The organism is Dyadobacter sp. CY261, assembly GCF_021440085.1.
GTDB lineage: Bacteria > Bacteroidota > Bacteroidia > Cytophagales > Spirosomataceae > Dyadobacter.
In genome coordinates this window covers 244,783-270,574 of the sequence record NZ_JAKCPW010000006.1, presented here as the reverse complement: position 1 = coordinate 270,574, position 25,792 = coordinate 244,783, and the positions used below count along the sequence as shown (strand labels likewise).

24 protein-coding genes and 2 pseudogenes are annotated in these 25,792 nt (G+C 43.6%); 13 read left to right on the top strand and 13 right to left on the bottom strand.

Going from position 1 to position 25,792, the window contains the following annotated elements; translation table 11 throughout:
• Positions 1 to 295 precede the first annotated feature (295 nt).
• The 5 genes from LZD49_RS18430 to LZD49_RS18410 all read left to right on the top strand — a co-directional run bounded on the left by LZD49_RS18430 (position 296) and on the right by LZD49_RS18410 (position 6,262).
• A complete protein-coding gene (locus LZD49_RS18430; RefSeq protein WP_234669047.1) occupies positions 296 to 610 on the top strand; it encodes a hypothetical protein in 315 nt (104 codons plus the stop codon).
• Between the two features lie 3 nt (positions 611 to 613).
• Positions 614 to 1,678 (top strand): caspase family protein, encoded by a 1,065-nt coding sequence (locus LZD49_RS18425; RefSeq protein WP_234669046.1) that lies wholly within the window; start codon positions 614 to 616, stop codon positions 1,676 to 1,678.
• Positions 1,651 to 2,946, top strand: coding sequence for an ABC transporter ATP-binding protein (locus tag LZD49_RS18420; RefSeq protein WP_234669045.1), 1,296 nt, complete (start codon positions 1,651 to 1,653; stop codon positions 2,944 to 2,946). Before LZD49_RS18425 ends, LZD49_RS18420 begins: the two co-directional genes overlap by 28 nt.
• Positions 2,891 to 4,381: a hypothetical protein gene (locus LZD49_RS18415; RefSeq protein WP_234669044.1), complete on the top strand. Its 1,491-nt coding sequence runs from the start codon at positions 2,891 to 2,893 to the stop codon at positions 4,379 to 4,381. The genes LZD49_RS18420 and LZD49_RS18415 overlap by 56 nt, the downstream gene beginning before the upstream one ends.
• A 696-nt stretch (positions 4,382 to 5,077) precedes the next feature.
• Positions 5,078 to 6,262 (top strand): phage integrase central domain-containing protein, encoded by a 1,185-nt coding sequence (locus LZD49_RS18410; RefSeq protein WP_234669043.1) that lies wholly within the window; start codon positions 5,078 to 5,080, stop codon positions 6,260 to 6,262.
• Positions 6,263 to 6,661: 399 nt separating this feature from the next.
• Here the strand turns inward: LZD49_RS18410 and LZD49_RS18405 are convergent, their stop codons facing one another.
• A complete protein-coding gene (locus LZD49_RS18405) occupies positions 6,662 to 9,010 on the bottom strand; it encodes a restriction endonuclease (RefSeq protein ID WP_234669042.1) in 2,349 nt (782 codons plus the stop codon).
• 584 nt (positions 9,011 to 9,594) lie between these two features.
• Positions 9,595 to 9,771 (bottom strand): annotated as a pseudogene (locus LZD49_RS18400) (transcriptional regulator); the annotation flags it as partial.
• 415 nt (positions 9,772 to 10,186) lie between these two features.
• On the opposite strand from LZD49_RS18400, the gene LZD49_RS18395 reads away from it, so the two are divergent.
• From LZD49_RS18395 to LZD49_RS36100, 4 genes and pseudogenes are all read left to right on the top strand, one after another.
• A complete protein-coding gene (locus LZD49_RS18395) occupies positions 10,187 to 10,384 on the top strand; it encodes a helix-turn-helix domain-containing protein (protein WP_234669041.1) in 198 nt (65 codons plus the stop codon).
• A 77-nt stretch (positions 10,385 to 10,461) separates the two neighbouring features.
• Entirely contained in the window at positions 10,462 to 11,373 is a 912-nt protein-coding gene (locus LZD49_RS18390; protein WP_234669040.1) for a hypothetical protein, read from the top strand.
• A gap of 48 nt (positions 11,374 to 11,421) precedes the next feature.
• The gene (locus LZD49_RS18385; protein WP_234669039.1) at positions 11,422 to 12,030 is read left to right on the top strand and encodes an ArdC-like ssDNA-binding domain-containing protein; all 609 of its coding nucleotides are present in this window, start codon (positions 11,422 to 11,424) and stop codon (positions 12,028 to 12,030) included.
• A gap of 15 nt (positions 12,031 to 12,045) precedes the next feature.
• Positions 12,046 to 12,321 (top strand): annotated as a pseudogene (locus LZD49_RS36100) (zincin-like metallopeptidase domain-containing protein); the annotation flags it as partial.
• A gap of 61 nt (positions 12,322 to 12,382) precedes the next feature.
• Here LZD49_RS36100 and LZD49_RS18380 read toward each other — a convergent pair.
• A complete protein-coding gene (locus tag LZD49_RS18380) occupies positions 12,383 to 13,249 on the bottom strand; it encodes a hypothetical protein (RefSeq protein ID WP_234669038.1) in 867 nt (288 codons plus the stop codon).
• 698 nt (positions 13,250 to 13,947) lie between these two features.
• Here LZD49_RS18380 and LZD49_RS18375 point away from each other — a divergent pair.
• From LZD49_RS18375 to LZD49_RS18370, 3 genes are all read left to right on the top strand, one after another.
• Positions 13,948 to 15,087: a hypothetical protein gene (locus LZD49_RS18375; RefSeq protein WP_234669037.1), complete on the top strand. Its 1,140-nt coding sequence runs from the start codon at positions 13,948 to 13,950 to the stop codon at positions 15,085 to 15,087.
• 13 nt (positions 15,088 to 15,100) lie between these two features.
• On the top strand, positions 15,101 to 15,388 hold the full coding sequence (locus tag LZD49_RS36095; RefSeq protein WP_409021336.1) for a Rieske (2Fe-2S) protein: 288 nt from the start codon (positions 15,101 to 15,103) through the stop codon (positions 15,386 to 15,388).
• 748 nt (positions 15,389 to 16,136) lie between these two features.
• On the top strand, positions 16,137 to 16,340 hold the full coding sequence (locus tag LZD49_RS18370; RefSeq protein WP_234669036.1) for a hypothetical protein: 204 nt from the start codon (positions 16,137 to 16,139) through the stop codon (positions 16,338 to 16,340).
• 45 nt (positions 16,341 to 16,385) lie between these two features.
• On the opposite strand, the gene LZD49_RS18365 is transcribed toward LZD49_RS18370, so the two are convergent.
• From LZD49_RS18365 to LZD49_RS18320, 10 genes are all read right to left on the bottom strand, one after another.
• Positions 16,386 to 16,781, bottom strand: coding sequence for a hypothetical protein (locus LZD49_RS18365; protein WP_234669035.1), 396 nt, complete (start codon positions 16,779 to 16,781; stop codon positions 16,386 to 16,388).
• A complete protein-coding gene (mobF, locus tag LZD49_RS18360; protein WP_234669034.1) occupies positions 16,765 to 19,512 on the bottom strand; it encodes a MobF family relaxase in 2,748 nt (915 codons plus the stop codon). Before mobF ends, LZD49_RS18365 begins: the two co-directional genes overlap by 17 nt.
• A 173-nt stretch (positions 19,513 to 19,685) precedes the next feature.
• The gene (locus LZD49_RS18355; RefSeq protein ID WP_234669033.1) at positions 19,686 to 20,489 is read right to left on the bottom strand and encodes a hypothetical protein; all 804 of its coding nucleotides are present in this window, start codon (positions 20,487 to 20,489) and stop codon (positions 19,686 to 19,688) included.
• Between the two features lie 24 nt (positions 20,490 to 20,513).
• Positions 20,514 to 22,046 carry a type IV secretory system conjugative DNA transfer family protein gene (locus LZD49_RS18350; protein ID WP_234669032.1) on the bottom strand — a complete coding sequence of 511 codons (1,533 nt, stop codon included), beginning with the start codon at positions 22,044 to 22,046 and terminating at the stop codon, positions 20,514 to 20,516.
• A 94-nt stretch (positions 22,047 to 22,140) separates the two neighbouring features.
• Entirely contained in the window at positions 22,141 to 22,779 is a 639-nt protein-coding gene (locus LZD49_RS18345) for a hypothetical protein (RefSeq protein WP_234669031.1), read from the bottom strand.
• An 87-nt stretch (positions 22,780 to 22,866) separates the two neighbouring features.
• Entirely contained in the window at positions 22,867 to 23,511 is a 645-nt protein-coding gene (locus LZD49_RS18340) for a hypothetical protein (protein ID WP_234669030.1), read from the bottom strand.
• Positions 23,511 to 23,780 (bottom strand): hypothetical protein, encoded by a 270-nt coding sequence (locus LZD49_RS18335; protein WP_234669029.1) that lies wholly within the window; start codon positions 23,778 to 23,780, stop codon positions 23,511 to 23,513. Before LZD49_RS18335 ends, LZD49_RS18340 begins: the two co-directional genes overlap by 1 nt.
• Entirely contained in the window at positions 23,770 to 24,051 is a 282-nt protein-coding gene (locus LZD49_RS18330) for a helix-turn-helix domain-containing protein (RefSeq protein ID WP_234669028.1), read from the bottom strand. Before LZD49_RS18330 ends, LZD49_RS18335 begins: the two co-directional genes overlap by 11 nt.
• Positions 24,052 to 24,132: 81 nt before the next feature.
• A complete protein-coding gene (locus LZD49_RS18325; protein WP_234669027.1) occupies positions 24,133 to 24,504 on the bottom strand; it encodes a hypothetical protein in 372 nt (123 codons plus the stop codon).
• 100 nt (positions 24,505 to 24,604) lie between these two features.
• Entirely contained in the window at positions 24,605 to 24,772 is a 168-nt protein-coding gene (locus LZD49_RS18320; protein ID WP_234669026.1) for a hypothetical protein, read from the bottom strand.
• 151 nt (positions 24,773 to 24,923) lie between these two features.
• Between LZD49_RS18320 and LZD49_RS18315 the strand changes: the two genes are divergently transcribed.
• Positions 24,924 to 25,625, top strand: a complete 702-nt coding sequence (locus LZD49_RS18315) for a recombinase family protein (protein WP_234669025.1) — start codon at positions 24,924 to 24,926, stop codon at positions 25,623 to 25,625.
• Positions 25,626 to 25,792 lie beyond the last annotated feature (167 nt).

The window sequence follows — 25,792 nt, the reverse complement described above, 5'->3', positions numbered from 1 at the left end:
CGTACAAAATAGATATAGTTGATCTGGAGAACTCATATTGTAAGTATTGATCTAAGGCTTAGAAGTAGGCAGATAGTGACTTTGGTTAGAGAAGTAAGCGTGCAGCTGGCATAAAAGACTGTGTTTACTCTACTAGTCGCCACGTTAAAATCTTTGATCCACAATTAGTCGGTCGCGTAACGATCGGCGATATAAGTAGCGTTGGCAAGTTGAAGTTTAGAACTAAAACAAAAAAATGTTACTCTTAGTGTTATTTAAGATATTGCTTGTTGAATAACGTAAAAAAGTATTTAATATGGAAAATATACAAATCAGTTTCCCTGGCCTCCCAACCGGCCAATCTAATGATGAGATCGAGTCATTAAAAACTTTTATCCTAAATAATTATGGTGTTGATTCTAAGAGGAAAAAGGAAGAACTAGATACTATGGATTTGGGGACTGTGCTTGAGATTTTTACAGTTGGGGCGTTACCTACGATTGCTATTGGCATAGCACATTATATTGAGCGCCTTCAGGGAAAGACAGTTAAGATTGTTTACGGTGATAAATCATTGGAAGGAAAAAACTTGAGCTCGAAGGATATAGAAAATGTTCTTAATAAATTTTGATTTGTGAAAATTGAGAGAGACCAGACAGGCCTTATAATCATTGGAAGCGATAGTTATCCGCAATCTCCGGAGATTGACGGTGGTGTAGAATTTACAAATGCTAAGAACTCTGTTCATGATTATTTTGTAAAAAATGCGCAAAATTCGTTTCCTTCTATTAAAATTCTTGATCTATTTAATTCCGATTTAAATGAAGATCGAACTGATGTTGAGATCAGACAATTCGTCTCGCTTAACCCACAATTGACAATAATTTTTATTTATTATGTCGGGCATGGAAGTTATTCACGAGATGATCGCTGTCTCATTTTGACGGTCAAGTCGACGCGGCGGGAAAATTTGTCTGTCTCAAGTATTCGCTTGTCTAGTTTTGGAAGAACGATCCGAGCAATCGGAAGTACCAAGAGTGTATATGTTATTCTGGATTGTTGCTACTCCGGTGCGGCAATCGAATCTATGATGAGCCCAGGGGACGTAGAAATTCAGAATGAGATCGACTTGCATTATGCATCCCGGGGAATAACGGTGCTTGCGTCGTCATCAAAAGATTTTCCGTCTTTTAAGCTTCCAGCTAAAAAGTCAACTCTATTTACCGAAGGGCTCACACTCGCGCTTAGAAACGGTGATGTTTCTAAGAATAGGCAATATCTCTCTCTCCGGGAAATTAAGGAAATTTCCGAGAAAAATATTCGTAGGCTGCTGCCTAATAATAATATATTCCCTGCGCTGTATACCCCAATACAACCTGAGGGCGACATTGCAGATATCCCAGTATTTTACAATTATGCAATCCAAGATCGAAGAGCAGATATAAATATACAGGCAGATCGAATAGTTGAAGCAATGACGAACAGTGAGTTTGGGAATGTTGCCACACTATTGCTGGAATTTGTAAAAAATTTTGACAATGAAAAGCATGACCTATTAAAATACGTAATGCTTGCAACGGAATGCCGTGATTTATTGGAAGATAAGACTAAGGCATATGATGTGTATATAAAGAATAGGAAGAGTAATTATAAAAAAATTCTTGCCACTATTTGGCGGATAAAAAATCAAAAAATGTGAGAAGCGATGAGATTCTGTCCGAACTAGACGAAATCGTTAGAAAACTTGATCAATCAATTTTCGACGGTTTTGATGCGCTGTACCAATTGGTAATGTCTTATGATTTTCCTAGCAGCTGTTTCGAAGGACTGATCCTACTAAAGACTGATTTGAATGACTGTGTCAAAGACTCCACAAATATGCGCCACTTTGAAGAGAAAATGGTTTCTATGAGGATGCAAATTGATGCATTCATTGAGGAGCTATTTAAAGTTGTTGAAGAGAGCGATAGCCAAATTGCAGAACTAGATAATAAAGAATTAAGAGATTATTTTGTTGAAAAGAGGCAGACTGAGACAGTTTTTTGGTGTGAAGATATATTTAAGGACTATCCTAAATTTTCTCTAAAAAATATAAGTTTTTCTATCTCTTACGGTCAGGTGTATGGTGTCATCGGAAGAAATGCGAACGGAAAGACAACATTACTGAAAATTGTAGCCGGTATATTGCGGCCAACGTCTGGGTCGCTACATTATCCTATGATATCACCGTCTGGGTTGCACTGGCAAGATATTAAAAACCAGATTGCTTTTGTTAAACAAGAGCATAGTGACGCGGGGTGGATAGGATCTTTGAAGCAGATGTTGCATTTCGCCGCGGCTGAAAGGGGCATATATGGGATTGAGAATATCAATAGAGTAGAATATACTATTGCTAGACTGGGGCTTCATAAATATCAGCGAGCGTCATGGCGCGAGTTATCAACGGGATTCAAGCTCCGCTTGGCGATTGCTAGGCAGCTTGTATGGAAGCCGAAGTTGTTGATTCTGGATGAACCGCTTGCAAATTTAGATTTGGAATCTCAGCAGAATCTTCTTTTTGACCTCAGAGCAATGGCAGACTCTATAAGTGATCCAATGTGTATAATCTTCAGTTCACAGAATTTGGATGAAATAGAGAGCGTTTCAGACAAAATAATTTTTCTTGATGATGGTGCGATGAAATTCTGCGGTGAGTTGCACGAGATAGGAGACACATCGAGTAATTTTTTCATGCTGAACCTGCACGACCCTAATTGGAATATTATGAGCGCATTGTGGCCACTGAGGAGCGACATCATTGAGATTTCTCGTAATAATGATGGAATTTTGATCAAGACATCGAAGAGCGTCACGGGCAAAAAGGTATTGTCTTTGCTGCTCACACAAAATGTGAATATTAAATTGTTCCGTGATGTTTCAAATTCACCAAGGCTCTTTTTTACGGACTTTCTATCGGAAAATATTTAGAAAGACCGATTTTCTTTTCGTCACGACTTGGCCCACTCTTTGGCTTTTTCAGCCAGTTCGGTTTGTGGCGGCGGCTCTATTGATTATAGTTTTTAACCTGTCGCTCAGTCGTGCGATTAGCCTTCCTTCCTCTTTACGGTATAATATCACATGGATTACATTATTTGAATGCGTTTGCTTTTTATTTTTTATAGCTTTTTTTTACCGAAATAGAAGCCCGGTCTTCGTCAGTCTTAGCTGTACCTATCGCAGAGCCGCTGGTGTGGCTTCAGGAGTTCTACTCCAGATTTTAGTTTGCTGCATTGTTGTTTCCTCACTAGTTTACTTCGCTCGCGAAGCAGTATTTTCCATGTTTGAGCCGGCTATCGCAGATACTTTTTCTGGATGGAATCCGGATAGCAGAACTGGACTAGTATCATTTCGCCATGAAAATACGGATGACTTAGGAGAATTTGATTTTGGTGGGATGCGCGTTACATCAAGCAATACAATCCCAGATGTTGCCGTAGCATTAATGGGTAGCTCGAAAATCGACAGCTTTTCAGTGGTCGCTCCGCTTTCAACGACCGGGTCATTTAAGATCATTAGGCATTCTATAGGACGGCTTGATAATGATGTTAGCGAATTCATAGAGGGGAAGGTCGTAGACAGTACGCTATTCCTGTACTCTAGTAAGTTTAAACTGGCTATTTATAAGCAAACTATCAAATTGAAGTCAATCGATATGCCTGGTAATCCTCATGCCACAGATTCTTTATTTTCTTACTTGTACTTTGTGAATTTTAAGAATCGAAAGCTTTTCTGCGAGGAGGGTATGTTGTTACCTGCTATACTCTTGTCGCAGATTGTTTATGGGAAGTACGACCATTTGGACAATTTGGACAGAACAGAAATAGGCCGGGTTGTCGACGACTACATGTTTATTCTGTCGCCAGGTCTCTTCTTTTCAAATCACACTGATATTGTCATGTACATATTAGTGTACGGAGGTGTGCTTTTAGTTTTTATCCTACTCTTTTTGTCACGGGTATCGTCGAGAAGAGCGATATTGATGCTTCTTTCACTCCTTATACTAATGTTCTCGTTTGGTATTTATGCTTCAACATTACAGATGTATCACTTTGAATTTTCTTTGCTCGGTTCTTTTACAATTGAAGCCTATGTTGTCTACTGTGTTGTTGTGCTGCCAATTATTGCTATCGGAAGTTGGATCTGGCTTGCAAGGCTGAAAAGTTCGGGACTTTTATCCGATATTCTGTTTTCATTTCTATTTTGGTCTGTGATCATCTTAGCTGGACTTATTACTTCAGAGATCGCGGGCTCTTCTTCCATAATTCCGTCTTGCCGTTTTATTGCCGCGTTTGCAATAGCGGAGTTTTCAGCCGTAGCCATCCTGTATAAGGCTAGTCATATAAGTTTGTTGCCTACGAAATAGTGCCCGTAGTTGGCAATTGCCTCTCATGAATATTTGCTGGGCGTCGATTTACGAGGTTGCAGTAAATAGTTTTGGTAAAGCTAATTTTTTCAATAGGCGTGAACAATGAACATGAGAAGCCCTTAATCCGTCTCACGAGTACTTTTTATTTTTGTAAACGATTGACTTTAAAAATTTAGATAGCTTAGAACTTAAAGCAGGCTGCCAAAGAAGCGATGATCATTTTTTACAGATTTCTTGGTTAGTAAGTTTGTTTGTTGCTAATCATCCAATGAGAATTGAACCACCAATGGTTTTCAATTTGATCTACGGGACTCGTCGAGCTTGCTCCGTGTGAGGATAGTTTTGATTTGCGTCAAGCACATGTAGCTGCTAAGATATTTTTCAGGACATTAATACCGTTTGGGGGCACAATTGGGGGCATCCGAGCAAAAGGTCCTAAGAAATGTTAATTCAGCCAAGGACTTAGAAAGATGTTGAGACGCCGGCTACGGGCACCAATCCCCTTTTTACCGACCTTATTTTTTCTTATCAAAATGCGAAAAATTCAAATTTCGCAGCATCTTAGGTCTAACTCTAGTTTATCAATAAATTCCTATCATTCACCCTCATTAACCCAAAGTGGGGGCATGATTGGGGGCATGAAGTGGCCAATTGATATTGCAAATCACTGCTACGCGAATCAGGAGTTGTAAAATGGCTTTATCAAATATGACTTGCCAGGCAGCAAAGCCTAAAACCAAGCCTTACAAGATTGCAGATGGGGAAGGGCTGTACCTTGAGATCACCCCCCATGGAACGAAGTACTGGCGGCTTAAGTATCGTCTACAAGGTAAGGAAAAGCGAATTTCGATTGGGGCCTATCCGAAAGTATCGATAGCCGAGGCGCGCAAGGCCAAAGAAGATATTAAGAAGGACATACGGGCTGGTGTCGATCCCATTTTGAAACGGCTTCAGACAGCTCAGGAACAGGCGTTAGTCCAGCAGCTTGATTTCAGATCGATTGCGTTGGAATGGCACTCGAAGCAAATCCAATTGTGGAAGTCAAAACACGCCGAAATTATTAAGCATCGTTTCGAAAAATATGTGTTTCCGTATCTGGGAGGGTTTCCACTCTCTGAGATCACGCCAATGATGATGCTAAACTGTCTTCAAAAAGTTGAAAAGACGGCTCCCGATCTCTCACGCCGAATAAAAGGAATATGTAGTCACGTATTCAAATATGCGATTGCCACTGGCAGGGCCGAGAGAGATCCCACTTATGGCCTTGAAGCGGCGATGACAAAATTCAAAAAGGGGCACTATGCATCAATCTCAGTAGATGAGTTTCCCGAATTCTTGTCAAGGATGAATGCAATTGAACGTAATGAAAATCGACAGATCTTCTTGGCACTCAAACTAATGCTTTTCACTTTTGTCCGAACGTCTGAGCTTCTGGAAGCCCGGTGGGGCGAGATACACTTCGACAGAGAAATGTGGGTTATTCCCGGGGAGCGCATGAAGATGAACATGCCTCATGTCGTGCCCTTGTCAAGACAAGCATTGGCAATTTTTCGGGAACTTCAAGAATTGAATCCCAAACGCGATTATATCTTTCCAGGCATTTACTTCCCGCGAAAACATATGAATAAAAATGCAATGCTGAGTGCGATCAAGAGAATGGGTTATCACGGTAAGATGACAGGCCATGGCTTTCGATCACTTGCGTTGGGAATTTTAAAAGAAAAGTTAGGATATCCTCATGATATTGCGGATAGGCAATTGGCACATGTCCCTAGGAGTGCTGTCGACCGCGCTTACGATCGTGCTCAGTTTTTGCAACAGCGAATTAAAATGATGCAGGAATATGCCGATTATATAATCGAAATTGAACGAGGGTAAACGGCGATTTCCGACCGATCGCTTATGTTTCATTGAGATATTTAGTCCTGATTGTATAAACAGCCGAAGCTTCTTGAGTCCCCAAAGTTTATGTGATAGGCAAACAGATTTTTGGATCTTAAAATCATCTGGGGGCTGTCATTAATGACTGTTGCGACAATCCGAAACTCATTTTTGAAAAGCTTTGCGAGAGGTGTGTCTTGTCAATTTATCGCAAAGAAGCAGAGGATCAACAAGGCAAACACTTGATGCCAAAGATATAACGCGGCTCTTAGGCAAAGTTTATGGCCACCAATGTCGAGCGGCACGGAAATGTCTCACAAAATTAAGTGATTCTTCATTTCCTTGACGGGCGCAGAGGTCACCCTGGGGGCACAGGCTTACGGTCGATGCTATAACCTAGTGAAATGAGTCGGAAAACTTGTTAGCAATATCTTTCGCAAGAGATATTCCCTCAGCGAAACTAGTATCATTTTCTGTGAAAAAGCTAAAGTCAGCATTTGGAAGCCGTGTTGTTTGTCCAATACACCAATCAGAGACGAAACACCAGTTGGATAAATATTCAAAAAACAGTGGCCCTAAGTCCGATAGGCTAACACTGCCGCCTTTTTTTTTAACAATAATTTTCGAAAATATATTGGTCAACGTATCGAGAGTCAATCGCGTATGCATCGAATTTTTAGCACTATTTGTTTTAGAGAATCTCTGACATTCATTGATAAAACTTCTGGATAGCTCTGCAATATATTTGGTTCTATAGCGGTAGTTATCATTATGACATAAGAGAAATATTGAAAGGACTAAAAACCTCGGATCCAAATTATCTTGTAAAATTACTTTCAGCGAAAAATTATTGCAAATTAGCTCACCAAGCTTTATATCCTCTTCGGGCCAGACCTTGGAAATTTTACAATATGTATATATCAAATAGGGCCATGGATCACCACTATTCATTTTTAATTTTTCCGTGATGTGTGTCATGGCATTTCTCCTTAGATAGACCTTTAAAAATTGACTATTTAAACTCCCTCGGAACGTTGAGAGAGATCTATCGAGGCGACTAATTTCGTTGCCGCCGATCAACTCTACAAAAAAGTCGCTAACTTCCTTAGTCATATTTTTCTGTATCCAGGCTAGGTCAACATGAGTTGCTTGATTGATTTTTGTGACAAATTCTTCGGCGACGAAAAACTCCTGGAACGACTTATGTGGAAAATATAGAGAGTTACCGAGCTTTCTCGAAAGGAAGCACCCTGAAACATAGTCTCGCTTGATCTTTTCTAGTTCACGGCTTTCGCCATGCACAAACTCACGGAATATCCCTATGGGTATTTCCTCATTCTTTATGCTATATTCGTTGGAGTTTTCCCAGAGATATACTGCAATCTTACGGGAGAATGCTCGTCGATTTTCACTAGATATGTGTAAACTGGATTCTTTAGTATATTCTCTACTGAGGATCATTTTAATAAACTCGCTATAAAGTATAGCGGTTGTCCAATTGTCTTCATCCGTAGACAAATAAGGAAGTAGGTCTGCCAACATCTTCAACTGTACTGGTCGACTTGATATATCTTTTAATTTCTTTTCTAGGACATAGGAAATTTTATAATTGATCGCATGCTGAAGCTTTTTTTTCTGAGATTGATCTTTGCTCTTTTTTATCTCAAATGTCAAGTACATTGTAAGAAACTCTTTTATCTGATCTGGGTTTAATGGGGCTAACCTTAATTCGTGAAAAGACGGCCAGCTAGAGTCTCGCAATGTACCAAATGCGGAGTTCCAAAGTCCTTTTAATATAAAATTGTGTTCATCATCATTCAAGAATGCATTTGGCCTTCCTAGAATTATTACTTTTGACCTACCTCCAATAAGTTTGTTTAATTCTCCAAAATTAAATTTAAATTCTTCCCAACTGAGGGAATGTTTCATCTCATCGAATCCATCCAAAATGATAACGAACTTTCCTAAATAGTTAAGTTCAGAAAAGGCAGCATAGTTATAATTCTTAATCGAAAATGACGATGCCAATTCGCGGCCTAATAGGCCTTCAACTGATTGTTCCTTTGATATGGCATTTAGTTTTATATATATTGGTATTCTTTGCGAATTGTCCTGTGTGTGTATGATTGAAAGAGTGTAGGTAAGATAACGGGCGAACGATGTTTTTCCCTGGCCGTAGCTGCCAAGCACGGCAATTGGCATCGGATCCTCAGATTTTATCCATTGCTGTACAATGGGGAACAAACCCTTTCCAACATACCAATCGCTGGAATTATTGAAAATCGATAAGGAGTCTAGCGAATTTAATTGGATGTAGTATTCCATTAATCCATCAGGGCTTTTTTCGTAGGCGAAAATAGTGTTGTTGATATACTGAGAGAAATCAATTGTTGTACTTATCAGATCATTGAGAGTCGCATGAGATATCCTATTACTTAGCCTGACATATTCTTCGCTGCTTGCGGTTAGTCCATTGCTTGTAACTAAAAGGACTTGATCGATTAGATTTGATTCAATCAATGCGAGATAATCTGAGAAAATTTGGATTAATTCGTTTTTTGTGAGCCTATTATTGTAATTTTTGCACTCGACCGCTATGCGGTTTTTTTTATTGAAATTGATCTGTTCAAAGTAAAGGTCTATTTTTTTGGAACCAAGCAGTCTCTCGCCAGATACCGCGTGGCCTTGAAGTTTTAAAATGCTTTGAACCTGGCGTTCGAAATCTGCACCTTGTTGTAAAGACATCGGTTAGTAGGCTGAATGTTTTTAGAATTATGCGATGATATCCTGGGGCCTTGACCAATTTCATCGTGGATAGTCAATCGCAATGATGCATTGTATTCGATGGTATCAGGCGTCTATTGGTACGGTGCTGCTTTCGCTCATTATCCCTCATTTTACTTTAGCGTGCTCGGATCACAAAGACGAGATTGGATCATGAATCTAGGCTTGCGACGGATGCATACAGGAAACGAGGAAAATGGACCGATTCTTTTTCTCATTACATCGCCTTAAGGACATCAGAGTAATATTATGTATGTTTCGGGATATCTCGCTGACCGTTAAATAAATCACATGGATGGGTTATTTCATGCTGACGAATGTTGGCTTTGTTTGCGACATTAACTAGCAATGCAGTGGCAATCACTGTGGCAGGATTTGTCGCTGCTTCGGTGTCAGACTGTGGTGTAAACCGTGTGGTCATGCTTGATCAGTATTTTACCAATTCCTTTACAATCTTTGAGCTCGCTACTGTTTGACGAAGAGCTTTATTTTCATGATTTTCTTATAATTGTGGGAAGCAAAATTCATCAGGAGACAACGCTTGGCTGGGAAAACGTCGCCTGGGCAAGTTCCAGTTCATCCACGAGGTCACCGCAAGCGCGAGCTTTACGTTCAATTAGCATCTGCGAAATTGCTACCCGTGCTGGGTGCGCAAATGCTTTAGTCAAATCTGCAATGGGGTTCTGCCGTTCGGTAAAGATTTCTGCCTTTGTAACTTCTATGCTACAAACATTGCATAAAGGCATTGTACCGTAATATTGCGATTAAAAAAGGGAACTTTCAATGTTTGATCATTGTGGTCAGTTTTCAAGAGAATTTATCCAAATTTATTTCGTCCTACACATCATTGGTCATATCACGATACGAGAAATCAAATTTCAAATGTGACATTGAAATCTAAACTAGAATTCGCAACGATAGCGTGCTGCGGTTGATTATTACCCAAAGTGCCATTCGACCCTCACTCCGTTCCATTTTCTTGGTATTCGAGCAGAGCAGCTTTCTTCCCATTGGCTTTATCCTTCATTAATCAATCATCGATTGAATTGACGCTGATCATTGAAATCATTTATGTGCTTACTTGTGAGCAGGCAACACCTGTCACAAGTGAAGCATTGGCTATTTTGGAGGGAACGAATGCCAGAAGAAGATAAGCAATCCGAACAAGTTCTGGATCGAAAGAGCGCAGCTAAATATCTAGGGTATTCACCTGGTACACTGGCGGTATGGCATTGCATCAAACGTTATGATTTGCCGTTGATCAAGATCGGGCGGTCGGTCCGTTACCGTAAGTCGGATCTCGACAAGTTTTTAGAAGACCGCCTTCGCGCCTAAAGGCAGGGGAAAAAAGTTCTCCTAAAACTTTTCTCCCCCTGTGCCCTAAATCTCATCACTTTCCTAGGAGGACCGCCATGGACAAGGCCCATGCGAATACAATAGCCATATCCAAAATTCTGGACAAGTTGAATGTTCGGCCCTTGAAGGTCGGAAAATCGAAGGCATTATATAAGTCGCCGATTTGCAAAGAGAATGGGCCCAGCTTTTGGGTCTACAAGGACAATGAATGGTATGATTACAGTTTGTCCACTGGCGGCAGGCTCACTGATTTGGCACAACGTTATTTGAAATTTTCGGGGGAGAACGACACGCTCATTGATGCTCTTCGATGGATCGAGAACATGGCGAGCGACGCGTTCGCTTATCCTCAAATCTCAAAGGATGCGTACGAACCAAACAAAGGTCAACCCACTCTGATAATCCGTAATGTAGGGGACATTCGCTTCACAGCCCTCATTCGTTATCTGGAAGAAAGGAAAATTCCACTCACTTTGGCGCAGCGTTTCATGAGGGAGGTAAAGGTCTTTAACAAGAAGACTGGCAAAACGTTCCTGGCGCTCGGGGTTAAGAATGAAAACGGCGGTTATGAGCTGAAGAATCAAGTTTTCAGCGGGTTCATCCGGCCAAGAACGATCACATTTATTCGCGGCATAAAACCTCGGCCCCAGAGCATACATATCGTCAAAGATATGTTCGACTACATGTCGCTGCTGCAAGAACTAGCTTTCAAGGTATGGGAGCATGATACAATCGTTCTCAACGCCCATTCATGTGCGCAGCTAGCCGAACCCTATATTAAAAATTACGGATACAAAACGATGTATTCGTGGATGGATAACGATTATCATGGCCACCGCGCAACGAGTATCCTCAACAGTTTTACGAAGAACCAGCCCGGCCTTCTTCATCTGAAAATGAATCGCTTCTACACCGATCATTTGTCGGTGAATGACTGGCACCGCAGAAAGAGGGATCCCGCTCAATAGCAGAATATCCACGATCTTTAACCCGGTAGCCATCCAAAGGAGCAATGAATGGCATTTTCAAGCATTCATGAAGATAAACCGCAAGATGTTTACGCTAGGGTCACAGGGAAGATTATCAGTGATCTTGGAAAAGGCGACCTAACCTGGCGGAAGCCTTGGAACAGCGTTCACTTCGCCGGACGAATTTCTTTGCCACTGCGGTCGAATAGTATTCCGTACACCGGAATTAATACCATCATCCTTTGGGCCGAAAGCGCCGATAAAGGCTACTCTCTGCCACATTGGATGACCTACAAACAGGCCGCTAATCTTAAGGCTAACATTATACGAGGGGAGAAGGGGACGCAGATCGTCTATGCTGATAAGCTGGTCAAAGAGGAGCTAGACGAACAAGGTAAGCTCGCGACCAAGACGTTTCACTATCTTAAAACATACACAGTTTTCAATGCCAGTCAGATCAACGGTCTTCCGACTCAATTTTACCAAGAACTGAGCAGGGGTGATACAAATGAACACAATCGCATCGTGGAACTGGAGCAGTTTTTCGCACAGACGAAGGCCGATATTTATACAGGGAGGCTGGCTTCATACAACCAGAACACAGACCGAATTCAAATGCCTGCATTTGAAAGTTTCGAACGGCCTATCGATTATTAGTCGACGCTAGGCCATGAAATGACGCATTGGACAAAACATCCAGCGCGCCTGAACCGAAACTTTGGTGGAAAGCGCTTTGGAGATGAGGGATATGCCTTAGAGGAGCTTGTGGCAGAAATTGGTTCTTGTTTCCTAGGAGCTTACCTAGGCCTGACCCCTATGCCGGAAGAACACCATTCTGCCTATATTCAGACATGGTTGAGGGTGCTCAATAATGACAAGCGATTGATTTTTTCGTGCGCGTCCTATGCAGAGCGCGCAGTCCAATACATAAAAGGGCTAAATTCTTAATGACGGCATCGGGGATTTTAACTACGCCAACAAGTGAGTTGAATGCATCGCACTTGTCGTCTTATTGTCTCTTCAGCCATCTTTTGAGTTTCGGCAGATCTGTAATCTTATCTGGTACAACTATTCGTTGTAAGTTACTTTTTCTAAAAAAATCTTGAATTTCCTGAGAAAGGGCATGGTATTCAGGGGAATCTTGCAAGACAAATCTAGGCTCGGCTGCGTCGAATTCAACTGAAGTCGGAAGCAGTATCAAAGTTCCGGATTCGATTTTGCCTGGTACATTGTGATACTGCCCAAGCATTAATTCTGGCGACTTGTCACCACAGTACATCAGAATGTGTAGGTCCTTTGCCTGAATATCAGTCTTCATCTCGCAGAGAATATAATGTTCTGCATTGCCATATGTTCGGTAAAATCCAAAATATTCTTGATCTAGATCAATAATTCGAACTTTCCCGAAGGATTCAAATTTCAGATAAATCTCTTCCAACCCAGGTTGGTCGTCATCGTCTAAATTAAAGGAATATACAATCCATACGGTATCTTCAAAGAGTCGCTGTTTTTCTGTGACTTTTTGCTTGACAAAAGACTTATGCGGATTTGGCATTTCCAGGTAGGTGTAGAGGCTTTCAAGCTTCTTCGAGCTTAACACCACTGGGACGCCCTTTTCGATATAAAGTTTTAAATCATAAAGAAGCCTTGATTTCGAATCAGTGTTTTCGTCTTTGGCACTTTGCTTTCGATTTTTGATGTTCTTCAAGCACCTTCTCGAAAACTCTTCAGCATACTGAATCGTGCATTTTTCGATCAACAGGTTGAGGTTATGCACAGTGGGCGTACGGGGCATTTCACTGCTGTTATTCTCATACTTGTTGATTACTCTGCAAAAAAGCTCAGTGACCTCGAACGGCGTCAAATAGTAGTCCATCTTTCGTGAATTTTCATGAAAACTTCTGCAAGATTCCGAAATTTCATAAATTTTGCAGAATCTACAAACACATATATTTTATTCTAAATAATTGATCAAATGCCAAATTTTATTGGTTTTATATGCGAATGTAACTATATTCGCTATGGTGATGGTGATGAGTAATTCTTGAGAAATTTTATGAATTCTTTTCGCTCGTCGCACAGCTGTGAAAGTCTTGAAGTTACACCATCAAAACTCTGGTCAGATGTCGATCCTAGAATTGTTTCTATCGCTGTTACAAGCTCTGAGGTCGCATCTATGTAACCGTAGAAAACCCCAGCATGTGAGGTCCCATTTTCCTCATAGTAACTTGGCCATGAATCTTTATTGGTCAACGATTCGAACTCATTCCCGTTTGACGGCTTACTGGTCATGCACTTATCTCCACCATACAAAGTATTTCTATAATACATATTTGTCGTTGGAAGTCAATCAGCTTACTTCCAATAAGTCGATTTACTTCGATAGCAGTTAAGTCTATGAAATACCTAGGCATTCTGAATCCTGCCCATAAAAAAGCCGACAGTAATGACGCTCTTCCCGGAGATCAGCTACAATCGGCAGGACCAGAAGGCTAAAAGCCTCGATCCGTATCTCAAAGATACGGATTGCGGGTAAATCATTACCAAAATCTTTTGTCAACAATCCGTATTAAGATGAGAAATACAAACCAATTTGAAATGGGAGCCATGCATTCGTTCCGCGCTCTCACCTACGATGAGCGATATCAACTCCCGAATGATTGCTCGAGACCATCGTTAAAAGGCATTGTTCTTCCGGATTCGACATCGTTACAGTTGACATCGCTACGCAACTACGTAGCGTTTGTAGCTGGTGACATTGATGCGAATCCAAGTATTGGCCAAAGCACATACAAAAATCGGCTGAGACGGTTTTACACCAATGTAAACAGCTGCCTGCGCTCGATGCCATTTAAGGTCCATACAGACGTAATTCCAGATTGGGCGCGAAATGCTCATGGCGAGGAAGAGTTCAACTACTTTATTTATGATAAGTATTTTGGTTTTGGGAGATATTTTTCACCGGCAACAACGCCGATGGCCTTCCTTATCGAATTTCTGCGCGTCGCTCGGGACTGTGCAGCGGATCTCGTAATGAACACACCAGGATGCAGGCCAGTTGCTGATTTTTTCCGTGGTATGGACGCGGCTTTAGGGATGTTCTCTGAGGAGCTGTATCTTCCATTAAACCCTTCAATATACTTGGCCTCCGAGCTTGAAGATATTCCTGACGCCTTGCTCGACACCGATATCCAAGCTTTCAATACGTGGCGAGTTCACCATGCCATGTTTGCGTTCTTCGCCAACATGGCAACAGCGGCGCTATCCGGGAAAGTAGAAAAGCGGAACATTGAAAGTGCGACGATCTTTTTTCGGGGTACGACGGTAGCGATGTGGTCGGCGGTAAGCTTTGGGGCTGAGATCTACAATTCTACTATTCGTCCCTCTATGAGATCCTCGGATGCTCCTCACGGATTTACGGGACGTCACAATAAAGATTACAGTGTTCTTTTAGCAAAACTGGGCGAAGTGTTTGAAATGCCCTTATCGACGCAGCTTCCGGCGGATGAACTGGTCGCTGTGAAGGCGCTTGCTGCTGCGTACCTTGATGACGGCGATGAGCATATTCAAATAGCACTAAAAATGATCGGAGCTGGGCAGAGCCTTCAAACGGAGAAAATGGTTTCGGAGTACGGAGCATCGTCAGAAAGCGCGATTTCCATTCTGGAACGTTTGAAAGTCATGCGCACGAACCAGGTTCATCACTTATTGTAAGCTCAAATATGCTATGGAGTCGATTACAGATAAATCCCTGACCCACGACACGGGCCGTTTTCGCGAGCTATGCAAGGATGGAGAAAATTTTCTTATTTGCGAGGCGAATTCAAGAACCTACATATTCGAAAGCCGCTGCCCGCATTTGAATGTTCCCTTGTCAAAATTTGGTAGAGTGAACAATGGTGTATTGGAGTGTAGCTGCCACCATTTTACTTGGTCGCTTGAAGATGGAACACCCATCAGCGCACCAGGCTGTCGACCGTTGAAAGTGTTTAAAACGGAAGACCTCGGTTCTTAGATACCAATGCTACCGCCGATGAAGTATGTAGCCGTCCCTTTTTTGGGACGGCTATGATACGGGAAGACGGTACACTCACCTCTGTAAGTGCTTACAATTTAAACGTAGGTGGAAAAGGGAGCGTCACGCCGTTTTCCGTCATGAGTGACAAAAAGGGTAGTGACAAGAGCTGAAATCGCGCCAGGGCCCTTTGGCCTATTGAGCGGGACGGCAAGACCAGCAGCTGCCTTCCATGCCCTAGGTTAAAGTTTGTTACTAATTAGCTTTCAATAGAAGTCACGCAAAGCTGCACTGATCGCCGGGCAAGGCAACTTGCCCGGCATTACTTTCGATTTCGTTCAAAATCAATCGCGACCACCGTCCTCTTCATATCGTTCCTTATCATAGTTCACCTTTGATCAACCGTAGCGAGAACTCGTACCTTAGTACGGTGCAAAACCTACTCATTCGTCGGGCGAAGCTTGGATTTACTCCGACCAACACGCTTGAACACTAAGCATTGTCCATCCGTTTTGTATTCTACGAGCATGAATTTGTATTCATGTTTGCTGTTAGGCAACGCCAAACCGCTTTGTTAGTTGATCGATATATGCTGTCAGCATAGCGCAACGGCTGTGATGACGCTTATCCCTGAATTTTTTACTTCATAAAAAATTCATCTTACGACTCCGCTGCGCGTCGGGGAGCTTCACAGCCTAATGCGCTATTGACGCTGACATCATCGACCAACAAACAAAGGAGATTAGCGATGACATTAGAAAACCAAACAGAAAAGAAACTTCCAACGCACTTTGTCTACTTCCTGACCGACAAAAAGGGCAGTGAGCAGAAAGATTGGAATAAAACCGGAGCTTGCTGGCTTCACGAAGACAACAACGGAATGAATGTTTCCCTCGAAGTGTTCGGCCAGAAGGTCTCTTTGGTAATTCGCAAGAGCAAACCAAAAGAATAAACTCCTGCCGGGCAGGGAGACCTGCCCGGCTTTCTCAATTCGAACCTATTCGTTTCTGGCAACTAATATGTCTGTAATGACCGGCCCCGTTTGATCCTCCACATTGATGTAACGTTGATCGACTTGAAACACATTGCGCACGCGGTGGTCTTGAAGCTCCCCAAACAAGGGCGCAAGCAAAAAGCCTCTCAACAGGACCTGATAGTCCGAGAAGTTTAAGGTGATATCGTTTCCATCTTCGGTAGGCGTAAACTCTGCCACAACGAGATATGCGTAATTGAAAAACATTTTCTTTCCATCAAGCCAAACGATACACAAATTGCGGACGTATCCACTCCCATCATAATGAGTGGGAAGGGGGCTTGTCTCGGGAACCGGCTGTTCCTCGTTTGGAATGTTGTTCCTGAGTTCGTCAAGACGAATTTTAAACCCCTGGTTCATAATCCCTGTGTTTCGCACGTTGTGATGCCGGTTGAATATCGACCGGCTCTACTGTTGATTTGTGAGCATGTGTATAAAGGTCGTTCCTTATTTTCTGGTGCTGAGTCGATCTGGTTTTGTCGTTGTCTGTCAGTAGTTCAATGGCTGATTTACGGTCACCAATTTTCTTGGACTGTTCCAATAAATCTTTTTTTTCGTCGGTGTAGATCATGACCCGCTCACGCCCGCGCGACACGGAAACATAAAGCTGTTTAGAGTTGGTCGCCGCGAATGTTGATGCTGGTTGATAAAGAAAAACTTCATCGACGGTCTTGCCCTGGGATGCGTGCGAGGTAACGCAATAAGCGTGTGTGAGGTGCCCAAAATCCTTGTCGATATGGTACTTGCACTTGCTTGTCGGGTTGGCGAGAACAATTTTCCCGTTCTTTCGCACAGATTCAACATGCAACAGCTGGCCGTTATTAAGCCGGTTCTTTTCCCGATCGAAGCTGTTGCGGGTGATGCGGACAATGTCGCCCTTGGCAAGGTCGATCTTTGATCGCCTGTATACCTCAAAGCTGGCGCTTTTATCGGTCGGCAACATCACCTCGTTTTGTCGATCCTTAATGTGAACACTGTGGTCCGAGCTACGCTCGATTTCCCAAATGCTGCCACGTTTGATGTCGGGCAGATTCTGATTAAACTGTACCATTTGTCCCTTAGGCAGGTTCCGCCAGTCGGCTTTCTCGGCCTGGGTGAGGTTTAGATTGATATACCGTGTCGCGTTGAGCTCCCGTCTGCCCAGGAGCCCGGATTTTCGGAGGTGTTCCCGGATTGACTTTGTAACGCCAAGGCTCTGCTCGTGCGTAGGAGAGATAACGAGGGCAGATTTGCCTCGACCCAATGCCTCGGAATAATCCTGGATAAGCTGTTTATTGGGATCTAAGGGGTCAATCTCTTGAATTGAACCTGCTTTGTCCAACTTTTCAAAGGCCCGTGCGACATTTCCGTTCGATAAGTCTTCGACTATCGATCTGTAACCGTCGCGTTTCTGTCGATAGATCTTACTCACTTCGGCGGCCTGTATGCCGCCAACGGTGTTCAGGATACGCAAGGCGTCTCCGCGCACCACGCTAGCGTGCTGACGCGTATCACCTCCTAAAATTAACCGTGCATCCCGCTGGGTTGCGATTTGCAACAATTGTGTCATTTCACGCGTGCCGAGCAATCCAGCTTCATCAACCCATAGAACCTGCTTCTTTAAGTTCTTCTGCATTTCCGGGTCAACCAATAACTGCGCTACAGTCTGTGCATCCTCGAAGCCTTCGTCCCTCAGCACTCCGCGGGAGGCCTGAGATGTGGGCGCTACGACCGTCACAGTCTTGCCGGCCTTTTCGATCTTGCTGATTGCTTCTTTCATAAGCGTGGTTTTGCCGCTGCCAGCGGCCCCACGAATGATCGATATACGATCTGCGGTGGTTAAAACGTGACGGACGGCCTGCGCTTGCTGGCCGTCGAGGTTGATCTTTGGAGCTTTCTTGTAAAGTGGCACGGCCTTGCCGCGCGCTGCGCGGGCAAGCGCGATCATTCTTCGCTCTTCCGCCAGAACCTCTCGTGTGGTGTTCATCACTCGACCCCCATCTTTAACATGGATAAGGCGTGTGTCCGCTCTGAAACTTTTATCGATATTATCGAGCGTGATCGATTTATCGCCCATTCCGTACCGGTAAGCCGACGCAAGGAGCCGTCTGTCATGCAGAACTGACGCACGTTCGAAACCGTGCGCGAGCGCATGATCGACGCAATGCTGCGGAATCATGACCTCCCGCGCTGTTTCTGGCGCGAAGCGAACGGCCTTTCGACCTTCGTCTTCTTCGCCCGGTCCGAGCGCTTGAATTTGCTGTCGCCAATGCGCTTTCAGCTCATCCATGCGCATTCCGTTTTGCTTCTTTGCTCGTGTCCGTGCGCCAAGCTGGTCAAGTTCGCTGGCATCCGTGATTCCTTTTTCTCGCGCAATCCGACCGATCTCGTCCGTGCGCTTCGAAAACAAATCAATCACCCGTTGCGGTACGCCTTCGATCTCGAATGACTTATCCGTTACACGGATGTCGTATCCAAGATCAATCAGGCGATCAGACAATCGCTTGTGAAAGCGTGCCTGGTAGTAGGGCATGTCCCGCTTGATGTCACGGAACTGCCCGGCCTTGATCCGGTTTTCTGTCGCATCCCAGGTTGCGTTCCAAATATAGCTGTGGTTGTGGAGATGGGGATCTGGAGGTTGACCATCGACAGGTCTCGCTGTTTGGTGAATAAAATCTGCCCACACGACTTCGTTGGTTTGACGTTCATCGACTTGGCCATCCAGCCTGACACGCGTTTTCATATCGCTTTCAATGTCCTGCATCGTTTCAGTGACGCTGTCCTGAAACGCATTCAGAATATGGTCGTTATCCGATAGTGCGTGAATTATGGAGACGGACTTGGGGCAATGGAAGTTGATATCGTAACCAATAGTGCGCTTCTCTTGGGTCAGCGGTGTCAATCCTTTGCCGGTAGCCGGATTTATGTTCTCACAGAGCTTGAAGAAAATGTCCTTCGTAGCGGGACCGCTGATACCAAGTCGATCTGCAAGTTTGCCTCTGATCTGTCCTTTCAGTTCCTGATCGTTGATGTAATAATCAGCCTTCGCCAAGGCCTCCGTGAAGTAGGCCTTGGCGTGGTCGGCATTCTGACTCTGGATCATCCGGATCATGGAGATTGAGATTACAGGTATTGCGCAATTGTCACGAATAATTCTGCACAGATTAAAGCCTTTTTACGAAAAATCGAGCTGTGCGGGAAAATGCGTGAAGGCTGTGCGAAAGAATAAAATGCTTATGGAAAAATTTAACATCAGACATCTTCTCGCTGCACAGCAGCGACGGATCAGTCCACGTCGAAAACCTCTTCAAATTCGGTAAATGAGCCCACTACTTCACGGCGGTGGTCGGGGTTGGCGGGTCGACGACCGTAAAAGTGCATTCCTCTTGTCTCCGAAGCTTCCTTACCTTCGACGAACGCTGCAACCATTTCTTCGTTACAGATCATTTGGTCGATTTTGTCCATAACGAAGTGGTCGCCCACGTAGTAGGCTGCCATGTAACTACCGGAGTATATAATACTACAAATAGCAATTAAGGCACCTACGCTTTGGTCAAGCAGTAACCATAATAGTAAGCCAATGACGAGGAAGAAACCTGGTTCAATCAGTGTCTCAACGGTGCGGATATCTTGCTTTGCTCCTCTAATTTTGAAGTCCAGAAATGCGGGATGAATCTCGCCGGTGGATAGGCTGAATTTCGCAAAGTCAAAAACCGACGGCTGTCGTTTGATTTCGTCATTCCGCTTGACGCACATATAAACGAAGCCCCCAATGAACATGTACCAGGTCAGGTAATCTTTCAAGAAGTCTGCAATCGGAAAAGGTGTCCACCTCTCTATTCCGTGGAAGATTTCGTAGTAGGCAAACACAAAATAGAGCCGATACATGAGAATCGGGTAGGCCGCAAGCAAAATGGTTGCGCATGTGGCGATGAAAATTGAAAAGTATCGCTCACCAAAGTTTCTGCGAACGAACACTTCGAGCAGGAGGCGCGGGATCGAAGAAATTTCCATGAATGAAGCCAAGATCCATTCCTTTAATAGGTTACGGCGACGAAACATCGCTTGGTAATACAAATTTTTCGGCATGAGTGACAAATGATTAAGTTGAATCTATGGATTATAAAGTTGACTGAAATTCATTTTTGCATAGTTTTGACCGTTTGCGATTGTGTCGCCTTGCCGGTGAAGGTAAGCCTCGGTGCCAAAGTTGTTTGCAGGGCCACCCGTTCGCAATGACACGAAGGCCTCCGGTCGCACCGCCCTTTCAAGCTTAAAAGATTTTCCCCGTGTCTGTGAAAAGTCCTTAGAGATAGTCACACTCTCCGATTGGTCTTCGAAATATGTGTCCCCGATTAATTCGGAGGCGTACCGGTTTGTGTCGATATCAGCGTTGGCGTGAAATATTTTTGTCGCCAGCGTTCCCAAAAATGATTTGACTTTATATTCAGACTTTTCTCCACCCATACACGCGTGGTAGTTGGGCAGGTTTTGAGAAATGTAAACAGTTGCTATTCGACTACTTCGTGCCGTGGCTTGAAAATCGGCATCATGTTCGTGGAGGAATGATTGTGCTTCGTCAGCCCAAAGAAAAACAGGCAGCTCGTTTTCAACTATATTTCGCTTTTCCATAGCTTGTTGCCAGATGTATTTAAACATGATCTGACAATCGCGCCCAATTTTTTGATAAGTTTTTACCGGTAGGTTCAGTAAGATGATTTTGCCGGTCAAACTATCTTCTGGCGTAACCGTGGATTCCCGGCTGCAAAACATTGAGTGAATTGGTTCACGTAGCATCCGAAAAAGAAAGCCCGTGAACGAGAAGTCAATGATTGACCGGGTCTTTTCGCTGAGGGGGATAAAGGTGTCGTTAAAAAATTGCTCGACGAACCCGTACAATCGCACATCCGGAACGGCGGTTGTCAAAAGCGAGTCGAAGTCAGGTCTTTCCCAAATCATATCTACTTCTTCCGCTGAAAAAGAGGACTTCCACTGATTAATCTGTTCGAGAACGTTGTTTTTTGCCTTTTCCAGCGCTACTCTATAGCCATTGAAAATCTGCTCTGAAAGGCTCTGGTCGGGTAAAATTGTCTCTTCCTGGTTATCGTCCCCCGTTTTAGGGATAGAAAGGACGATCTCGTACATTAATTGAAACGAGACTTTTCCGTAGGCAAGCTGGCAAAGGTCAATAACATTAAAGATGAGCATGTCCAATGCGGTTTCCCAAAATGCATCATCGCTTTTACCGCTACTTATGGTTTGACTTGCCCGAATGACAGTTTTCAAAACGTCTACAATATTGTCAGTGATTGGATTAGCAGCGCCGTCACGGGACGAGATGTAATTCAGGAAGTCGAACGAATGGCGTCCACCAGGTTCAATAACTAATAAATCTGCCGATCGTCCGGTCAGGCTGCAGTATTCTTTCCAAAGACGCTTCTCGTCTGGTTTGGCCGTCAATACCAGTCCACCAAAGCCGGCAATCAGATATTTCAAGGCCAGCTTCCGTCCCGACCCTGAGGTCTTACCCGATCCAATTCCACCGAAGATCTGGACTCCCTCAACAGCCTGTCGCACAGTCCAAACGCTATTTTGGTTGCGTGAGGCAAATTCCAGGATTGGCGTATTCAAATCGTAAGGTTTCATTCGTAAATTTTAAAATGAACTGAATGCACTCTGATTAATAATAGTCACGATATCGGCATGCCTTAAACACAGTGAGGTAGATCACCCGCTTTACTTAGGATTGTCTTTCACAAAATGTATCGTTGCGTAGGACAGGCCAGTTGTCGGCAGCGCTCTTACCTTGTGTTAGGAGAATTTCCCGATATCGAATCAGGCCAATTAGCTTAAAATCAAGGGAGGTTAGCGCGTCTGTCGGCATAATCACTTGGTCAGTACTCATTATTTTTCGCAGATACATTTCCGCAAAAAGGGATGCTTTCAGCTGTGGCTCATACCCAAGAATATCTATGATACGCTGACGTGCCATCTGACCGTAGGGCTGGTAGTCACGCTCATAGAGTTCGTACAGGCTGGCATCATAGTCATTGATGAGATTGTATTTTACTTCTTCATTACGGATCAATCTGATATGGTCCTCTGCCAGGCAATTGTATTGGTCAAGGTGCAATACGCCACTTTTGAAGTTGTGAATTAGTGCACGGAGGTAGGGTTCAAATGGCATTGTGACATGTTCTGCTGGCAGATAGCCCAAATAGTGTTCAATTTCACATTTTGCGTCTTCGGCAAGTTCGGGCAGAATTGTTGCGGCAACAATCAGATCGTTCCAGCGAAAATTTTGAAGAAGGGCAGTTTCCCGATTTACGCGACGTAGAGAGCCAACGGAAGTAACTGTTATAACATTTTCCTGAGGCATTCCAGTGTTCCCCTGAAAGTGTGTGATTCAAAATGATATCACAGTAAAAATGGGTTGTCCAGTAAAAAGACAACTCCTGTGATCGTGTCACTCTCTATTCGGTTGTTTTAACTTCGGTTTCGCATTTCCACCTCCCTCGCTACGTACTGATTGGTTTTGAAATTTTACTGTTGGAACTTGTTGCGAAAACAAGGCCCGCGGTAAGCTTACCGGCGCATGGACTTTCGGATTTATGTTCGCTTTCTCTTTCCCTGCAAGTCTGGGTTTATCACGACTTTTCTCCAACAGCGTACGCATGTAATTTTGAGAATGGTTGAGATCTTTCTGGGCATGGCGACTTGCCGCCAGTTCTTTTTCGTTCATCTCCCTGAAAATGTTCGGATGATGTGTATCAATAGTGGCCGTGCGGATTTTTGCTGCTGTTTCTGGATCGATTCCCTCCGTCAGGAAATCCTTTTCCATCTTCGCCATTGCTTGCTGATCAATTTCTTCTTTGTGGGTTTCCAGCAATTTTCGTGAGTTCGCATTCTGCCATTTTCGAAGTTCACGACCCAGGCCTGGCGGATCAAAGCGTAGTCGGTGCGAGGTTTGTTTCGGCTCTTCAACCGGAATTTCCCTAATTTTCTTTTCAACCTCTCTGAGGCGCGAAGCCGTAAAACGGGCCACTTCTCCGAAATGTTCATATCCCTCGGGAAATGCTGCTTCCTTCGATACGTCGTCTTTCGTTGCCATCAGCGTTCAGGATCATTTGATTTTCCCTTATCGCGTGCAAATGATCTTGTTTTCAGCTGGGTGGAATCCTTTTTCAACCACATGGGCAGTTTTTCCCGCTGCTTTTCCGACAGATATTGATTTCTTCCGTCTTGCATTGCCAGGAATGCCGGACTTTGGCTTTTGCTTTTTGACAATTCGGCTGAAAGTTTGTCCATTGTTTTCGCAAGGATGTAACCGTCGTTGAAACGGCGGATGTATTCTGCTTCGGATGTCTGGCTATCTTCCATTGTTGAATGCATTGTGTGCTTGGCGGCTTATATAGTGTTCGATCGACTGGCGATCATACAGAATCACCTTGTGGCGAACCTTCGAAAATGTGATAGATCCCGAGTCTCTAAATTGTTGCAAGGTGGATTTTGATTTTATACCTAAAAGCTCCATTGCCTCGGTATCTGAAATCCATCTCGGCTTCGTTGTGTTTTCCTGGCCTTGCAACCTTCTTACGACTTGCTCAACCAATTCGAAAAAAGCCTCTTCGGTGATAGTGATGACGTTCATGCGTTTTGTTGCATTTTCTGACGGATTTTACCAGCAGTAGTTCTTGTTTTAAGTCAAGGTATGACTCAATGCTCTTATCAGTCACTTCCAATTTAATGTGTGGTAGCGCCAAGTGCGTCGTGGACCGAATAGGAGTTGATAATCATGTTCGTTCAGTTTGGGGGGACGAGCCGAACCATTTGGTTCTTCCTTGGAAAAGGGGTTTTCGTCGCGAACGTTATTGTTGTTGATTGCCATGATAGTTCCGGTTGAAATGTTCCATCCTCCCTTTGTGCAAAGCCGTTTCTTCGTTGTCTGGTGTGTCAACTGCATAACCATTGCAGCAGGTACATTCAGAAAATTCCCGATCCCAGATTCTAGAAATCCCACAATGATGGCATTTGAATGGTCGTTGACCATATTCACCGTCGATTGGCTAATCCATGAATGCAACTTCCTATCGTCGTTTGTCATAAAATTGTTCATTAAACCGAAATCATAATTATGTAACGTCTTCCTTCCGAGCATTTTGGTCTTTTTGTACGGAGGGCTACTGCCCTCCGTACAAAAAATGCTATGCATTTTCCCACTGACCGTTTTCAATTTTAACTTTTCCGTCCTCTGCGTAGCCAACTGTTCTGCCGTTTCGATCTTCGAAGCGCTGAGGGTTGTTTTTGTCCTGTGTAGCACCTTCCTGTCGCATACGCTCGATAGCGTCTTCATTCGGTTCTCTTGGTTCCATAATTTACTTTTTTAGACTGTATTAAACTGGTTAACTAGTACAGTTGCAAATGTATTAAACTGTTTGAATATAACAAGTGTCGCCGAAAACTTTTTTTGGTGTTTTTTCGGATTGATTGATATTTACAGGATTAAATAGATTCGGTAACATTATGGCTAAGGCGAGGATATCAAATCGGCGTCAGGGGGCTCTATCAATTATTGAGGAAATTGAGGGCACCGATGAGTTACGAAGTGAAATTGAGAAGGAATCGGTCCGACTTGAAAGCAGCTTATCATCTATCGCTCAGGGGCAACAATTAGATGAAGAGACAAAGAAGTTCATGGATCATGTTTCGGCAGGTGGTGTCGAACTTTCGAGCTCTGTGGGAAGTGTGAGCATTTTAATGCGGACTCATGGCCGTCGCAAAAAACCTTTAATCCTTGATGAAAGTCTTTCGGATGTGAAAAGTGCTATCATAGGTGGAAACCCAATCGCTGGCTATAATCTAGTTGCGCTTTCGAAAGATCCTGATTTTCGGTTTATCACGAAGGATAAGCCAGCAGAAAGCCTTGAAATTTCATCCCTGATATCAGCAACCGTGTCTTCTATTTTGTCTACCGAAGATCCGCTGAGCAAATCGATACTGACTCGAACAGAAAACGCCGACCAGTTTGCAAAAACTATGCATGAGGTCGTTGCCAAAATCCATGCAGAGAATCCTGTTAAATCATACCGGGTTCTTGCAGAGGCATTGAATAATCTTGAGATTCCTACATATAGAGGAGGTAACTGGCATCTCAGTACAGTACAGAACCTCTACGACCGGTGGAAAAAATTAGGATTGACACCACCTAACAAGATTGATTTATAAAGATCTCGATCCTTTTTTCAGAAGTGTACAATTGATGTTTGTAGTTCTATGCCATGCCTTTCTCGGAAAAATGTCACAACCTTGCAGGGATGTTGCGCACAGATGACCTGTAATTCACTCAGCTTACTCAGCATCAGTCCTAAAAAAGCTTCATTTAACATGAAGGC

Excerpts from the sequence above, each read along its gene's own strand:
- LZD49_RS18430 (WP_234669047.1), top strand. The coding sequence starts at position 296 with ATGGAAAATATACAAATCAGTTTCCCTGGCCTCCCAACCGGCCAATCT.
- LZD49_RS18415 (WP_234669044.1), top strand. The coding sequence starts at position 2,891 with ATGTTTCAAATTCACCAAGGCTCTTTTTTACGGACTTTCTATCGGAAA.
- LZD49_RS18410 (WP_234669043.1), top strand. The coding sequence starts at position 5,078 with ATGGCTTTATCAAATATGACTTGCCAGGCAGCAAAGCCTAAAACCAAG.
- LZD49_RS18405 (WP_234669042.1), bottom strand. The coding sequence starts at position 9,010 with ATGTCTTTACAACAAGGTGCAGATTTCGAACGCCAGGTTCAAAGCATT.
- LZD49_RS18395 (WP_234669041.1), top strand. The coding sequence starts at position 10,187 with ATGCCAGAAGAAGATAAGCAATCCGAACAAGTTCTGGATCGAAAGAGC.
- LZD49_RS18390 (WP_234669040.1), top strand. The coding sequence starts at position 10,462 with ATGGACAAGGCCCATGCGAATACAATAGCCATATCCAAAATTCTGGAC.
- LZD49_RS18385 (WP_234669039.1), top strand. The coding sequence starts at position 11,422 with ATGGCATTTTCAAGCATTCATGAAGATAAACCGCAAGATGTTTACGCT.
- LZD49_RS18380 (WP_234669038.1), bottom strand. The coding sequence starts at position 13,249 with ATGGACTACTATTTGACGCCGTTCGAGGTCACTGAGCTTTTTTGCAGA.
- LZD49_RS18375 (WP_234669037.1), top strand. The coding sequence starts at position 13,948 with ATGAGAAATACAAACCAATTTGAAATGGGAGCCATGCATTCGTTCCGC.
- LZD49_RS36095 (WP_409021336.1), top strand. The coding sequence starts at position 15,101 with ATGGAGTCGATTACAGATAAATCCCTGACCCACGACACGGGCCGTTTT.
- LZD49_RS18370 (WP_234669036.1), top strand. The coding sequence starts at position 16,137 with ATGACATTAGAAAACCAAACAGAAAAGAAACTTCCAACGCACTTTGTC.
- LZD49_RS18365 (WP_234669035.1), bottom strand. The coding sequence starts at position 16,781 with ATGAACCAGGGGTTTAAAATTCGTCTTGACGAACTCAGGAACAACATT.
- mobF (WP_234669034.1), bottom strand. The coding sequence starts at position 19,512 with ATGATCCGGATGATCCAGAGTCAGAATGCCGACCACGCCAAGGCCTAC.
- LZD49_RS18355 (WP_234669033.1), bottom strand. The coding sequence starts at position 20,489 with ATGCCGAAAAATTTGTATTACCAAGCGATGTTTCGTCGCCGTAACCTA.
- LZD49_RS18350 (WP_234669032.1), bottom strand. The coding sequence starts at position 22,046 with ATGAAACCTTACGATTTGAATACGCCAATCCTGGAATTTGCCTCACGC.
- LZD49_RS18345 (WP_234669031.1), bottom strand. The coding sequence starts at position 22,779 with ATGCCTCAGGAAAATGTTATAACAGTTACTTCCGTTGGCTCTCTACGT.
- LZD49_RS18340 (WP_234669030.1), bottom strand. The coding sequence starts at position 23,511 with ATGGCAACGAAAGACGACGTATCGAAGGAAGCAGCATTTCCCGAGGGA.
- LZD49_RS18335 (WP_234669029.1), bottom strand. The coding sequence starts at position 23,780 with ATGGAAGATAGCCAGACATCCGAAGCAGAATACATCCGCCGTTTCAAC.
- LZD49_RS18330 (WP_234669028.1), bottom strand. The coding sequence starts at position 24,051 with ATGAACGTCATCACTATCACCGAAGAGGCTTTTTTCGAATTGGTTGAG.
- LZD49_RS18325 (WP_234669027.1), bottom strand. The coding sequence starts at position 24,504 with ATGACAAACGACGATAGGAAGTTGCATTCATGGATTAGCCAATCGACG.
- LZD49_RS18320 (WP_234669026.1), bottom strand. The coding sequence starts at position 24,772 with ATGGAACCAAGAGAACCGAATGAAGACGCTATCGAGCGTATGCGACAG.
- LZD49_RS18315 (WP_234669025.1), top strand. The coding sequence starts at position 24,924 with ATGGCTAAGGCGAGGATATCAAATCGGCGTCAGGGGGCTCTATCAATT.